The sequence below is a fragment of the Arthrobacter jiangjiafuii genome (assembly GCF_018622995.1).
GTDB lineage: Bacteria > Actinomycetota > Actinomycetes > Actinomycetales > Micrococcaceae > Arthrobacter_B > Arthrobacter_B jiangjiafuii.
Genome location: NZ_CP076022.1, coordinates 2,870,176 through 2,883,799 on the forward strand (window position 1 = coordinate 2,870,176; position 13,624 = coordinate 2,883,799).

At 64.4% G+C, this 13,624-nt stretch carries 12 protein-coding genes; all 12 read right to left on the minus strand.

All coding sequences use genetic code 11. The features are described 5' to 3' along the window. Window positions 1-840 carry a 50S ribosomal protein L2 gene (gene rplB / locus KKR91_RS13455; protein WP_210228063.1) on the minus strand — a complete coding sequence of 280 codons (840 nt, stop codon included), beginning with the start codon at window positions 838-840 and terminating at the stop codon, window positions 1-3. 30 nt (window positions 841-870) lie between these two features. Further along, window positions 871-1,176 (minus strand): 50S ribosomal protein L23, encoded by a 306-nt coding sequence (gene rplW, locus KKR91_RS13460; protein WP_104052736.1) that lies wholly within the window; start codon window positions 1,174-1,176, stop codon window positions 871-873. Beyond that, window positions 1,173-1,787, minus strand: a complete 615-nt coding sequence (gene rplD, locus KKR91_RS13465) for a 50S ribosomal protein L4 (protein WP_210228061.1) — start codon at window positions 1,785-1,787, stop codon at window positions 1,173-1,175. Before rplD ends, rplW begins: the two co-directional genes overlap by 4 nt. Window positions 1,788-1,791: 4 nt before the next feature. Further along, window positions 1,792-2,448 carry a 50S ribosomal protein L3 gene (gene rplC / locus KKR91_RS13470; RefSeq protein WP_210228060.1) on the minus strand — a complete coding sequence of 219 codons (657 nt, stop codon included), beginning with the start codon at window positions 2,446-2,448 and terminating at the stop codon, window positions 1,792-1,794. A gap of 19 nt (window positions 2,449-2,467) precedes the next feature. Next, the gene (rpsJ, locus tag KKR91_RS13475) at window positions 2,468-2,776 is read right to left on the minus strand and encodes a 30S ribosomal protein S10 (RefSeq protein ID WP_003803825.1); all 309 of its coding nucleotides are present in this window, start codon (window positions 2,774-2,776) and stop codon (window positions 2,468-2,470) included. Between the two features lie 473 nt (window positions 2,777-3,249). Then, window positions 3,250-3,381, minus strand: coding sequence for a hypothetical protein (locus tag KKR91_RS17130; protein WP_273544678.1), 132 nt, complete (start codon window positions 3,379-3,381; stop codon window positions 3,250-3,252). Between the two features lie 32 nt (window positions 3,382-3,413). Continuing rightward, window positions 3,414-7,760, minus strand: a complete 4,347-nt coding sequence (locus KKR91_RS13480) for a hypothetical protein (RefSeq protein WP_210228058.1) — start codon at window positions 7,758-7,760, stop codon at window positions 3,414-3,416. Between the two features lie 208 nt (window positions 7,761-7,968). After that, window positions 7,969-9,159, minus strand: coding sequence for an elongation factor Tu (gene tuf / locus KKR91_RS13485; RefSeq protein WP_210228057.1), 1,191 nt, complete (start codon window positions 9,157-9,159; stop codon window positions 7,969-7,971). 224 nt (window positions 9,160-9,383) lie between these two features. Further along, window positions 9,384-11,498, minus strand: a complete 2,115-nt coding sequence (gene fusA / locus KKR91_RS13490) for an elongation factor G (protein WP_210228055.1) — start codon at window positions 11,496-11,498, stop codon at window positions 9,384-9,386. 116 nt (window positions 11,499-11,614) lie between these two features. Beyond that, window positions 11,615-12,085: a 30S ribosomal protein S7 gene (rpsG, locus tag KKR91_RS13495; RefSeq protein WP_104052741.1), complete on the minus strand. Its 471-nt coding sequence runs from the start codon at window positions 12,083-12,085 to the stop codon at window positions 11,615-11,617. 1 nt (window position 12,086) lies between these two features. Beyond that, window positions 12,087-12,461, minus strand: a complete 375-nt coding sequence (rpsL, locus tag KKR91_RS13500; protein ID WP_104052742.1) for a 30S ribosomal protein S12 — start codon at window positions 12,459-12,461, stop codon at window positions 12,087-12,089. A gap of 355 nt (window positions 12,462-12,816) precedes the next feature. After that, window positions 12,817-13,608 carry an IclR family transcriptional regulator domain-containing protein gene (locus KKR91_RS13505; protein ID WP_210228052.1) on the minus strand — a complete coding sequence of 264 codons (792 nt, stop codon included), beginning with the start codon at window positions 13,606-13,608 and terminating at the stop codon, window positions 12,817-12,819. Between the last annotated feature and the right edge of the window lie 16 nt (window positions 13,609-13,624).

Consider the following 13,624-nt stretch of genomic DNA (forward strand, 5'->3'; position numbering starts at 1 on the left):
CTATCGCTTGTTCTTGCCGGAACGACGGCGACGCACAATGAGGTTGTCGCTCTCTTTATTGGGGCGGCGTGTGCGGCCTTCGCGCTTACCGTTCGGGTTGACCGGGTGGCGTCCACCGGAGGTCTTACCTTCACCACCACCGTGCGGGTGGTCGACCGGGTTCATGGCGACACCGCGGACGGTCGGGCGTACGCCCTTCCAGCGCATACGGCCGGCCTTACCCCAGTTGATGTTCGACTGCTCGGCGTTGCCGACCTCGCCGATCGTGGCGCGGCAGCGTGCGTCAACGTTGCGGATTTCGCCGGAAGGCAGACGCAGCTGGGCGAAGCGGCCTTCCTTGGCGACAAGCTGAACAGATGCACCGGCGGAGCGGGCCATCTTGGCGCCGCCACCCGGACGCAGCTCAACGGCGTGGATAGTGGTACCCACGGGGATGTTGCGCAGGGGCAGGTTGTTGCCGGGCTTGATGTCAGCTCCGGCTCCGGCCTCTACGTGGTCGCCCTGGCTGAGCTTGTTCGGAGCAATGATGTAACGCTTGGTGCCATCAACGTAGTGCAGCAGCGCAATGCGAGCGGTACGGTTCGGATCGTATTCGATCTCGGCAACGCGAGCGTCGACGCCGTCCTTGTCGTGGCGGCGGAAGTCGATCAGACGGTACTGACGCTTGTGTCCACCACCCTTGTGCCTGGTCGTGATCTTACCGGTGTTGTTACGTCCACCCTTTTTGGGCAGCGGGCGTACCAACGACTTTTCCGGCGTCGACCGCGTGATTTCGGTGAAGTCGGCTACGCTCGAGCCGCGACGGCCCGGTGTAGTCGGCTTGTATTTACGGATTCCCATTATTTATTCCTCGTTAAAGTGGTCTCCGCCCTAGCTGAGCGGACCGCCGAAGATGTCGATTGTGCCGTCCTTCAGGGTGACAATGGCGCGCTTGGTGTTCTTGCGCTGTCCCCATCCGAACTTGGTCCGCTTACGCTTACCGGCACGGTTGATGGTGTTGATCGAGTCGACCTTGACGGAGAAGATTTTCTCCACGGCCAGCTTGATCTCGGTCTTGTTGGAGCGGGGGTCGACCAGGAAGGTGTACTTACCTTCGTCGATCAGGCCGTAGCTCTTTTCCGAAACGACGGGTGCCAGCACCACGTCGCGAGGGTCCTTTGCGGTGGTCGCGCTCACTTGGCGTCCTCCTTGACAGTGTTCTTGCCGACGAACTCGTCGTAGGCAGCCTTGGTGAAGACCACGTCATCGGCAACAAGCACGTCGTAGGTGTTCAGCTGATCTACGTAGATCACGTGAACATCGGTGAGGTTACGCACGGAAAGTGCAGCAACGTCATTGGCGCGCTCGATGACAACGAGCATGTTCTTGCGGTCGGAAAGTGAACGCAGCGTGTCGCGTGCAGCCTTGGTCGACGGCGTTTCGCCGGCTACCAGGGTTTCCAGCACGTGGATGCGGCCGTTGCGTGCCCGGTCGGAGAGTGCTCCGCGCAGGGCGGCGGCAATCATCTTCTTGGGGGTGCGCTGGCTGTAGTCGCGGGGCGTCGGTCCGTGGACAACGCCACCACCGGTCATGTGAGGAGCACGGATGGAACCCTGACGGGCGCGGCCGGTACCCTTCTGCTTGAACGGCTTGCGGCCTGCGCCGGACACCTCTGCGCGGGTCTTCGTCTTGTGCGTTCCCTGGCGTGCAGCTGCAAGCTGAGCAACTACTACCTGGTGCAGAAGAGGAACGTTCGTCTGAACGTCGAAGAGCGCTGCGGGGAATTCAACAGTGGTTTCGTTAGCCATGAGACTAAGCTCCCTTCACGGCGGTGCGTACGAGGACGACCTGGCCGCGGGCGCCGGGTACGGCACCCTTGATCAGCAGCAGCGACTTCTCGGCGTCCACACCGTGAACCGTGAGGTTCATCGTGGTGTGGCGGACGGCGCCCATACGGCCAGCCATCCGCATACCCTTGAAGACGCGGCCCGGGGTGGATGCGCCACCGATGGAACCGGGCTTACGGTGGTTCTTGTGTGCACCGTGAGAGGCACCGACGCCGTGGAAGCCGTGACGCTTCATGACACCGGCGAAACCCTTACCCTTGGAGGTTCCGGTGACGTCGACCTTCTGGCCGGCTTCGAAAATCTCAACAGAGAGTTCCTGGCCCAGCTCGTAGGTGTCGGCGTCAGCGGTGCGCAGTTCGACAACGTGGCGGCGAGGCGTAACGCCTGCCTTTTCAAAGTGGCCGGCCAGCGGCTTGGTCACCTTGCGCGGGTCGATCTGGCCGTAGCCGATCTGAACGGCGGTGTAGCCGTCCTTTTCCGCGTTGCGCAGCTGTGTAATGACGTTTGAGTCAGCCTTGACGACGGTGACGGGGATGAGCTTGTTGTTCTCGTCCCAGACCTGGGTCATGCCCAGCTTGGTGCCCAGAAGGCCCTTGACCTGGCGTGTAAGTGAAGTAGACATAAGTATCCGCTCCCCCCCCCTACAGCTTGATTTCGATGTTCACGTCAGCAGGCAGGTCAAGACGCATCAGCGAGTCAACGGCCTTAGGCGTGGGGTCAATGATGTCGATCAGACGCTTGTGCGTGCGCATTTCAAAGTGCTCGCGGCTGTCCTTGTACTTGTGCGGCGAACGGATAACGCAGTAAACGTTCTTTTCCGTGGGCAGGGGCACGGGGCCCACTACCGTTGCGCCTGCACGCGTGACCGTCTCAACGATCTTCCGTGCTGATACGTCGATGACCTCGTGGTCATACGACTTCAGCCGGATGCGGATTTTTTGTCCCGCCATGGCGTCGTGCCTCTTTCTTCGAGTATTGCTCTCTGTACAGTTTTTGTACCTAGCTGCCTTTACGGCCTGGCACTCCTCCAACAGACTGAATCCGGATAAATCCGGGTTCCTCACCCTGCCGAGGCTCCGACCCCCGCGCTCGGGCGTGTCGCGGATCGTGGATCTGCGACGCCCGGGGCTAGATTGGGGGCGGGTTATATATGGGCTTTTTCCCTAAAGGATCCGACCCTGCATCAGGCATTATCCTGACCGGGACGCAATCTCATCACATTGCCTGCCAGACCGTGAGGACCGGACGAGGCACATGTGGGCACTAAAGCGCTTGAACAACTTCTCTAGTCTGCCAGAACTACGGCCGTTCCGCCAATCGGTCGGACCGGGCCGAAGCCAACGCCTACCAGTCTAGCGCAGTACCGGACCGGTCCGGAAACGCCGTCCGGGATCACGGTCCGGCCGTAACCGGAGAGCCGAGGCTAGGGCCGGTCGTTGCGGTTGGCGCGGCGGATCCGCTTTGCGCGGTCGATCTCGCGGCGGAAATGCCGCCTTCCCCACCCCACTGCGCCGGCGAGGGCCACGGCGACGGCGAGGACTATCAGTATTTCCATCTGTCGATACTAGTCCACCCCGGTGCCCCTCCCTAGGGGACCCGGTCGTCGGCTGCGTCCACCCGCACCCGGGTCAGCCGCCAGACGGCCAGGGCGATCAGGGCCGCCGCGAGCAGCGCCAGGAGCAGGAATGTATAGCCACGCAGATACCAGAGCACCGCGAGGACGACGCCGGCAGCTCCCCAGACGGTGAATAGGCGCCTGTTGGTGAGGACCCCGAAGGCCAGGAGCCCGGCGTGGCCCAGCAGCGCCCAGATCTGCTCTCCGGCATCGGCGCTGACGATGCTGCTCAGACCCGATCCGGTGAGTATCGCCGCCGACACACACAGCACGGCGGTGCCGCGCAGGCTGCGGTTTCGCCGGAACTCGTAGGCGGCCAGCGCGGCCAGCACCACAACCCAGTACTGCAGGGACCAGAACCAGCCCAGGCTGTCTGCGAAGTGCCAGATAATCCGTTCGACGGCCAGGGCTGCCACCAGGGCCGCTGCTTCTCCGGCACTTTCGCGCCATGCCCGCGGAAATTCCCACACTGCGGCGGCCAGCGCGGCGATCAGCACCACGGATCCGTAGACGGCGGAGGCATTCTCGGATGACATGGCCGCGACAGCCGCTGCGGCGGCAAGGACTGACGCTCCGGAGCCGAGAATCCGCCCGCGCAGCACCGTCGGGGCCGACGAGGGCAGGACCGACATGACATATCGCGCGCAGTAGAGGACCACAGCGGCAGCGAATCCGGGCCACAGTTGCGCGGCCCCGGGCTGCGGCCGGATCACCAGGACATCGCTGATGAGCCAGGCATGAATCAGGAAGGCGGCGGCCGGAACTGCGGCGACGGTGACTGCCGCCAGCCATGGCTGCCTGCGGGTGAAGGAGACGATGAGGAAACCGGCAGCGGCCACCAGTACAGCCAGTCCGGTCAGCAGCTGGTTCCCGGCGAGTCCGGCCAGTGGCAGCACCAATACGCAGGCCAGCCCGGCGCCGATCAGGACCGGGTTCCGGACGTCGGTCCCGGCCGCACGCGTCTCCGCGGCCAGCCCGGCTGCGGCCAGGGCCAGCAGGATGCTGCATGCTGCGGTGAGCGACAGCGGTGCCCCTGTTGGACCGCCGCCGAGCGGCCCGGCATCGCTGAAGCCGAACACGGAAGTCAGGACCACCGGCAACAGGCCCAGGGCGTAGACCGCAGGGTAGAGCTCCCTCCCGTCCCGGGTGCGCCGGAAGGCAGCCAGGGACAGGGCAGGAAGCAGTACGAGCGACACGGCCACGACGTGCCGCTGTACGCCTGCATGGGCTGTAACCGCGTAGGCGAACGGCAGCAGCACCAGCACCGCCACGCTCCCCCACTGCGCGGCCGCCGCCCACGGGCCCTGTCCCACGACGTCGAACCGGTCCTGCAGCAGCGACCGCAGCACCTGCGTCACAGCAACGCAGACTGCGACGGCGACGAACCCTCCGTGGACGCCCAGATCCAGGTCGGCTGCGGCCAGGGCCGTTAACGTCGCCAGCAGCGCCTGGACAGCCAGTCCATACAGCCCGCGCAATCCGGCCCGCGCCCGGCGGAGGGCCATGAAGCCGCAATAGACCAGAGCGGCCGCCGTGAGCACCTCGTAGCCGCGCACGCCCAGCAGGCCGGCGCCGACGACCGACGCTACGGCGAAGCCGGCCGCCCCGGCCGATTCCAGCGCGGACCGGTCCGCACCGATCCGCGGCGGAACCAGCGTCATCAAAACGTTGGCACCGAGCCCCGCAAACAACACCCACAGAGTCAGCACCGTGCCCGGATCCTCCGTGAACCGCAGCACCACCGTCACCAGCGGCACCAGGCAGGCGGCGGCGACCAGCGAAGCATCCGCAACAGGCACGGGCCTGGCCCCGGCCCGCCGGAACACCATCGATACCTGCAGGAACACCGCGGCACCGGCAGCCGTCGCCAGCAGGGCGGCCTGCAGGCCGGCCAGGGGTCGGACTGCAACCTCGGCATAAAGCAACGGCAGGAGCGTCAACACCCCGAGGCTCCCCCACTGCGCCACGCTCACCAGCTGGTTCATCCCGAACCCTGCGAATTTGTCCTGCAGCAGTGTCCGTAGCACCAGTTGAACCGTCACCGACACGGCAATTGCCGTGAACACCCCGTGGACCGCCTGGTCCAGATCCGCGGTGATCAAAGCCGCCAGCGCTGCCAGCAGTAACTGGGATGCCAGCAGATACACCCCGCGCTGCCCCGGCCGAGCCCCCCGCACCGCCATAAACCCGGAATACGCCAGCGCAGCACCGGCCAGCACCTCGTAGCCGCGCACCCCCAGCAGACCCGCGCCCAGCCCCGCCGCAACCACAAACCCGGCCGGCGCCATCCACTCCAGCCAAACCAACACCACCGGAGCCCGGAGCGAAACCAGCGTCGTGAACACATTGACCGCCAGCGACGCGAACAGCACCCACAGCGGCAACACCGACCCCGGTGCCTCTGTGAACCGCAGCGACAGCGTCAGCAGCGCCGCCAACCCCGCAGCAGCACCCAATGAAGCCTCAGCAAAGCGCACCGGCCAGCCGGCGGCCAGGAGGTACAGCGAGACCAACTGGTTCACCAACACGGCCGCGGCGCTCAGCAGGAGCGCCCAGCGCACGGTTTCCGCCGGGCCGGCGCCTGCGGTCTCGCACACGGCGACGGCCAGGACCGGAACCAGGCCGGTGGCCGCAGCCCGGGCCGCAAGGACGAAGCCGTGACGCGGCATCCCGGCAGAACGGACCGCCCGCACCACGAAGTAGGCCGTGAGCAGGGCTCCGAGCAGCGCCGCCGGCCAGAGCGACCCGTCGCGGGGATCAGCCACCCGTGGCATGAACCCCAGCAGCACTGCCCCCGCGGGAGCGGCGGCCGGTACGGCGGCGACCCTCCACGCCGCGGCCATGAACGTGAGCAGGACCAGGACGGCCGTAGCGGTGAAGACCCCCGTGCCGTTCGCCACCCGGTTGAACGGAAGCGTCGCGTACAGCCCTGCTGCCACTCCGGCCAGCGCCTGCAGACTCAAAAGGACGATTATGTCCGCCGTGAAGTACGTCCTGCCGCCCAGCGCGTTGTAGCGGGCCCGCCAGGCCAGCAGCCCGGCAGCCTGGAGCGCGATTGCCAGCGACGCGGCCAGCACCAGCATGCCGCCGTCGTCGTCGCTGAGCTTGTAGGTCAGTGCAGCCAAACCGACCGTGGCGGTGATCCGGGAGCCATAGCTGTTGACCAGCCGCTCGGTCCCCCGTGCCTGCAGGAAGACCACGGCGTAGTAGCCGGCGAATGCCAGGAACAGGAAGGAAAACTGCCAGCCGCCCATTTCCCCCGCCGTGAGCAGTGCGGCCGCCGCAGCGGCGGGAACCAGGAAACGGTGGGACCGGACGAAGGCATCGAGGTAGATGTTGCTGACCCAGCGCGGGCGGCGCAGCGCCGCCAGGGAAAGGGCAGTGGCCAGCACCACGGTGAACAGGAAGTACCAGATGATTCCGGAGCGCATCGAGGCGCCGGAGGCCAAGGCCGTGGACAGCAGGAAGGTGATCGACAGGTACGCCACCACTTTGCTGTCGAGCTTCGCGGCCGCGTAGGCGAAAGCCGCAGTCCCAGCGACCGAGGTGGCCAGCCAGGCCAGCGGCGCATCGGACAGCACGAAGTTGTGCAGGGCCAGCCCCACCACCGGAATCAGGGCCAGCCCGGTTCCGGTAAACGCCACGGCCGCAGGGCGCAGCCGCCGACTGCGGGCGTGCACCGCCAGCCCGCCCGCATAGAACAGGCCCGCGACGGTTGTGACGCCGGCGAACCGCGCCGTTTCCGGTATGGCCAAACCGATGAACAGGGCGGCCGCCGCTACCAGCAGCAGACACGCGGCGTAGAGCGTGATGTTGATGTTGCGCAGGTCGCGGCGGCGCTTTCGGGCGTCCTCGGCGGCCGCCCTCGCGGCCAGCTCCTCCGGGGACGGCGGAGCCTGGGCCGGGAGGGCCGCCCACGCCAAGGGCGGCAGCTCCGGCTGGTGGGACGGGCGGACAGGCACCTGGAAGGCCGGCTGTTGCTGCTGCGCGGCGGCGGACGGGGCCGGAGCCGGTCCGGGTGGGAGCGGTCCGGGCAGGAGCGGAGTCGACGGCTGCGGCGGCGGGAACAACGCGGGCGGGCCGGACGGCGCCGGTGCAGGTGCAGGTGCCGGTGCCGGTGCCGGTGCCGGTGCCGGTGCCATCGGTACGGTCACCATGGGTGCGGGTACTGGCGCGGGCACGGGCGCCGCCGCGGACCCCGGTGCGGTAACCGCTGCGGCCTGCGGCATTCTCAGCCCACGGCAGAACCAGCCGATGCCAAACCCGATCCCCATCAGTATGAGCACCACCAGCAGCAATATCAGCAAGACTGTCCCCATGGTGCATCAACTTCCCGTCGGCAAGACTGTGAACTGCTCCACATCCTAGGTGCTGTCGGAGGCCTCTACTGACGCGGCGGCGGTTTGGGGATAACTGCGGGGTCCTTAAAAGCAGGAAGTCCCCGCTGCATCAGCAGCGGGGACTTCCCTCAGTTCGTTTCCGGGCCCGCGGGCCTGGAACTCACCGAAGATTCAGCAAGTAAGGAAATTACTTGATGATCTTGGTGACACGGCCTGAACCAACGGTGCGGCCGCCTTCGCGGATAGCGAAGCCGAGGCCTTCTTCCATGGCGATGGGCTGGATGAGCTCAACGGTCATCTCAGTGTTGTCGCCGGGCATAACCATTTCCGTGCCCTCAGGCAGGGTGATAACGCCGGTTACGTCCGTGGTACGGAAGTAGAACTGCGGGCGGTAGTTCGAGTAGAACGGGTTGTGGCGTCCGCCTTCATCCTTGGACAGGATGTAGACGTTGGCTTCGAAATCGGTGTGCGGGGTAATGGAACCCGGCTTCACGATAACCTGGCCGCGCTCTACGTCTTCGCGCTTGATGCCGCGGAGCAGGAGACCACAGTTCTCGCCTGCCCATGCTTCGTCAAGCTGCTTGTGGAACATCTCGATACCGGTAACCGTGGTCTTCTGGACCGGACGGATGCCGACGATCTCGACCTCGGAGTTGATGGCGAGGGTACCGCGCTCGGCGCGGCCCGTGACAACGGTTCCACGACCGGTGATCGTGAAGACGTCCTCGATCGGCATCAGGAACGGCTTGTCCTTGTCGCGGATCGGGTCCGGCACGCTGTTGTCAACGGCGTCCATGAGCTCTTCAACGGCAGCAACCCACTTGGGGTCGCCTTCCAGAGCCTTGAGACCGGAGACGCGCACGACGGGAACGTTGTCGCCGTCGAATTCCTGGGAGCTCAGCAGTTCGCGAACTTCCATTTCAACGAGGTCCAGAAGTTCCTCGTCGTCGACCATGTCGGACTTGTTCAGTGCGACCAGCAGGTAGGGAACACCAACCTGGCGGGCGAGCAGGACGTGCTCGCGGGTCTGTGCCATCGGACCGTCGGTAGCGGCAACCACGAGGATCGCGCCGTCCATCTGAGCTGCACCAGTGATCATGTTCTTGATGTAGTCAGCGTGACCGGGGGCGTCTACGTGTGCGTAGTGGCGCTTCTCGGTCTGGTACTCGATGTGAGAGATGTTGATGGTGATGCCGCGCTGGCGCTCTTCAGGTGCAGAGTCGATAGCAGCGAAATCGCGCTGTTCATTCAGATCAGGGTACTTGTCAGCAAGTACCTTCGAAATGGCAGCGGTCAACGTCGTCTTTCCATGGTCAACGTGACCAATGGTGCCGATGTTGACGTGCGGCTTAGTCCGCTCGAACTTTGCCTTCGCCACGGGTTCCTCCTAGAAAGGTTGAAGACTCAATCTTCAACAGCGCTTCTCGCTGCTGAAACTGATGTAAGTCTACTGGGGGCTGTTTATTTGATGAAATTGCCGTTTTTCCGCAGCAGCCTAGCGAGGCCGCTCAGTTTGGCTATGCAGCGGGCTTCCGGCCTGGGCCATGGCCCGCTGCACACGGTTGGTGTTCCGGGGTTGCCCCCGGAACACCAACCAGGGTTTTATTCGCCGCGCACCTTCTGGATGATCTCGTCGGCTACTGCCTTCGGGACCTCTGCGTAGCTGTTGAACGACATGGAGTACACGGCACGGCCCTGCGTCTTTGAACGCAGGTCGCCGATGTACCCGAACATGCCGGACAGCGGCACGTGGGCGCGGATGACCTTGACGCCTGCGGCGTCTTCCATGGACTGCATCTGGCCGCGGCGGGAGTTGATGTCACCGATAACTTCACCCATGTATTCCTCAGGGGTGCGGACTTCAACATCCATCAGCGGTTCAAGCAGTACAGGGTTCGCCAGACGGGCGGCTTCCTTGAAAGCCTGTCGTCCGGCGATCTTGAACGCCATTTCCGAGGAGTCAACATCGTGGTAGGCACCGTCAAGCAGGCTTGCCTTGATACCGACTACGGGGTAACCGGCGAGCACACCTTCGGTGAGGGCGCTCTGGATACCCTGGTCAACGGAGGGGATGTATTCGCGAGGAATACGGCCACCGGTGACCTTGTTGGCGAACTCGTAGAATACGCCTTCCGACGTATCCAGCGGCTCGATCGCGATCTGGACCTTTGCGAACTGGCCCGAACCACCGGTCTGCTTCTTGTGCGTGTAGTCATGCTTGGCCACAGCGCGCTTGATGGTTTCGCGGTAGGCAACCTGGGGCTTGCCCACGTTAGCCTCGACGCGGAATTCGCGGCGCATGCGGTCAACCAGGATGTCCAGGTGCAGCTCGCCCATACCGGCGATGATCGTCTGGTTGGTGTCTTCGTCGAGGGAGACCTGGAAGGTCGGATCCTCTTCGGAGAGCTTCTGGATGGCCGTGGAGAGCTTCTCCTGGTCACCCTTGGTCTTCGGCTCGATGGCCACGGAAATCACGGGCTCCGGGAAGCTCATGGATTCCAGCACGATCGGGTTCTGAAGGTCGCACAGGGTGTCGCCCGTGGTGGTGTCCTTCAGGCCGATAGCGGCGTAGATGTGGCCCGTCGTGATCTCGTCGACCGGGTTTTCCTTGTTGGCGTGCATCTGGAAGAGCTTTCCGATGCGCTCCTTCTTCTGCTTGGTCGCATTCATGACCTGGGCGCCGGAAGCAGCGTGACCGGAGTACACGCGGATGTAGGTCAGACGGCCGAAGAACGGGTGCGTCACAACCTTGAACGCCAGGGCCGAGAACGGAGCGTTGGCATCAGCGGCGCGTTCGAGAATGATCTCTTCGTCGCGGATGTCGTGGCCCTTGATGTTCGGCACGTCAAGCGGGTTCGGCAGGTAGGCGACGACGGCGTCAAGCATCGGCTGTACGCCGCGGTTCTTGAACGCGGAGCCGCAAAGCACCGGGTATACCAGCGAGTTGATGGTCAGGTGGCGGATGCCGGCCTTGATTTCCTCGAGGGTGAATTCAACACCCTCCAGGTACTTGTCCATCAGCTCGTCGCTGGCCTCGGCAACAGCCTCGATCAGCGCGGCACGGTACTCTTCAGCCTTTTCCTGAAGATCGGCCGGGATGGGCTCGATCTCGTACTTGGCGCCCATGGTGACATCACCCTTGGAATCGCCGCGCCAGGTCAGGGCACGCATTTCTACGAGGTCGACGACGCCTTCGAAGTCGCTCTCGGCGCCGATCGGCAGCTGGATAACCAGCGGCTTGGCACCAAGGCGGTTGATGATGGTGTCGACGGTGAAGTAGAAGTCAGCGCCGAGCTTGTCCATCTTGTTGACGAAGCAGATACGCGGAACGTTGTACTTGTCAGCCTGGCGCCAGACAGTCTCGGACTGCGGCTCCACGCCTTCCTTGCCATCGAAGACGGCTACGGCGCCATCGAGGACGCGCAGGGACCGCTCAACTTCGACAGTGAAGTCAACGTGACCCGGGGTGTCGATGATGTTGATCTGGTTGTTGTCCCAGTAGCAGGTGGTTGCTGCGGAGGTAATGGTGATACCCCGCTCCTGCTCCTGTGCCATCCAGTCCATCGTGGAGGCACCGTCGTGGGTCTCGCCGATCTTGTGGTTGACACCGGTGTAGAACAGAATGCGTTCGGTGGTGGTGGTCTTGCCGGCATCAATGTGGGCCATGATGCCGATGTTGCGGACCTTGTTCAGGTCGGTAAGCACGTCAAGTGCCACGGTTTCTCCCTTATTTGGTGTTTGCCGGTTCGACTGCGTTTATCTGCTTCGGGCCCCGCACCCCGCCGAAGCGGAATGCAGGGCCTCGAAGGAGGGGCCGCCGTCGGCCAGGCTTATTACCAGCGGTAGTGTGCGAAGGCCTTGTTGGATTCGGCCATCTTGTGGGTGTCTTCGCGGCGCTTCACTGCAGCACCGAGACCGTTGGAAGCATCCAGGATCTCGTTGCGCAGACGCTCAGTCATCGTCTTCTCGCGGCGGGCCTTGGAGTAACCGACGAGCCAGCGCAGAGCCAGTGCAGTTGCACGGCCCGGCTTGACCTCGACGGGAACCTGGTAGGTGGCGCCGCCAACGCGGCGGGACTTGACCTCAAGGCTCGGCTTGATGTTGTCCATGGCCTTCTTCAGGGCTGCAACGGGGTCTCCCCCGGTCTTCTCCTGAGCGCCAGCGAGTGCACCGTAAACGATGCGCTCTGCGGTGGACTTCTTGCCGTCTACCAGAACCTTGTTGATCAGCTGAGTGACCAGCGGGGAACCGTAAACGGGATCCAGAACGAGCGGCCGCTTGGGGGCCGGACCCTTGCGGGGCATATTACTTCTTCTCCATCTTCGCGCCGTAACGGCTGCGAGCCTGCTTGCGGTTCTTGACACCCTGGGTGTCCAGTGCGCCGCGAACAATCTTGTAACGAACACCGGGCAGGTCCTTCACTCGACCGCCGCGAACGAGGACGATGGAGTGTTCCTGCAGGTTGTGGCCAACACCGGGGATGTAAGCGGTTACTTCAATGCCGCCGTTGAGGCGCACGCGGGCAACCTTACGGAGCGCAGAGTTCGGCTTCTTCGGGGTGGTGGTGTAAACGCGGGTGCAAACACCACGGCGCATGGGGCTTCCCTGAAGGGCGGGAGCCTTGGTCTTGGAGACCTTGGGTGACCGGCCCTTGCGGACCAGCTGCTGAATCGTAGGCACTTTCGTGTTCTCCGTTTTTTCTCGAGAGATTAATTCTCTTGGTTGCTCCGCCCCGCTGTCAGCTGTCGGAACAGCCGAGGCGATGCGCTTTAAGTCGTCGTTGCCGCAGTACCCGCGAGAAGTTCCGATACTCTCGCGGAAGCGACCGTAGGCGTGCAAAAGTGTGGCATTCGTTGCACAGGAACCCTGCAACCCGGAAACAGGCCCGCTTCACCAGCATCCCGGGGGATTCTGCGAGCGTCCTTCATCCACTGCCACACAAACAATTGGTTATCAGTCTAGCAGACTTAATCCTGGCCTCCCGCAGGTGCGGCGGAACTCACATCCGCTGGTCGCCAGCCGGCCATCCCGGCGGCTAGGCGCGGGCTGCCAGCGCTGCCGTGATTTTCGCGGAGGCGGCCTGCAGCTGCGGCAGTACCTGCGCAACCGCCTCTTCCAGCGTACCGCTGCCGGTGCCCAGCGAAGCCTGCATGGAGGTATTCAATGCAGCAACCACATCTCCCCCGGGGCCGCGGACCGGGACCGCTACGGAGCGGAGGCCGGCTTCGAGTTCCTGGTCGACGACCGCCGCGCCGGCAGCGCGGACCCGGAGCACTTCCTCGCGCAGGAGGTTCCGGTCGGTGATGGTCCGCTCGGTCAACGGGAGCAGCTCCACCTCCGCCAGGTAGTCCTCGAGCCGTGCATCCGGCAGCCCGGCGAGCAGGACCCGGCCCATCGAGGTCGCGTAGGCCGGGAAACGGGTGCCGACGGCGATGCCCACCCGCATCAGCCGGCGCGTGTGGATGCGCGCGATGTAGACGATTTCCGTGCCGTCCAGGATGGACGCCGACGTGGACTCTGAAATCTCGCGCGAGAGATCCTCGAGCACCGGCTGGGCCAGCTGCGGCAGGGTTTGGCCGGAGAGGTAGGAGTACCCCAGGGCCAGCACCAGGGCCGTCAGCTCGAAGTACCGGCCGTCGGTGCGGACATAGCCCAGTTCCACGAGGGTGAGCAGGAAGCGGCGGGCGGTGGCGCGGCTGAGTCCGGTCTGCTGCGACACCTCGCTGAGGGTCATCCGGACGTGGTCTGCGTCGAAGGCGCGGATCACGTCCAGCCCCCGGGCCAGGGACTGGACGTACTGGCCGCTGGCCGCTGTGGTGCCGTTCATGCGCTCATCCATGGTG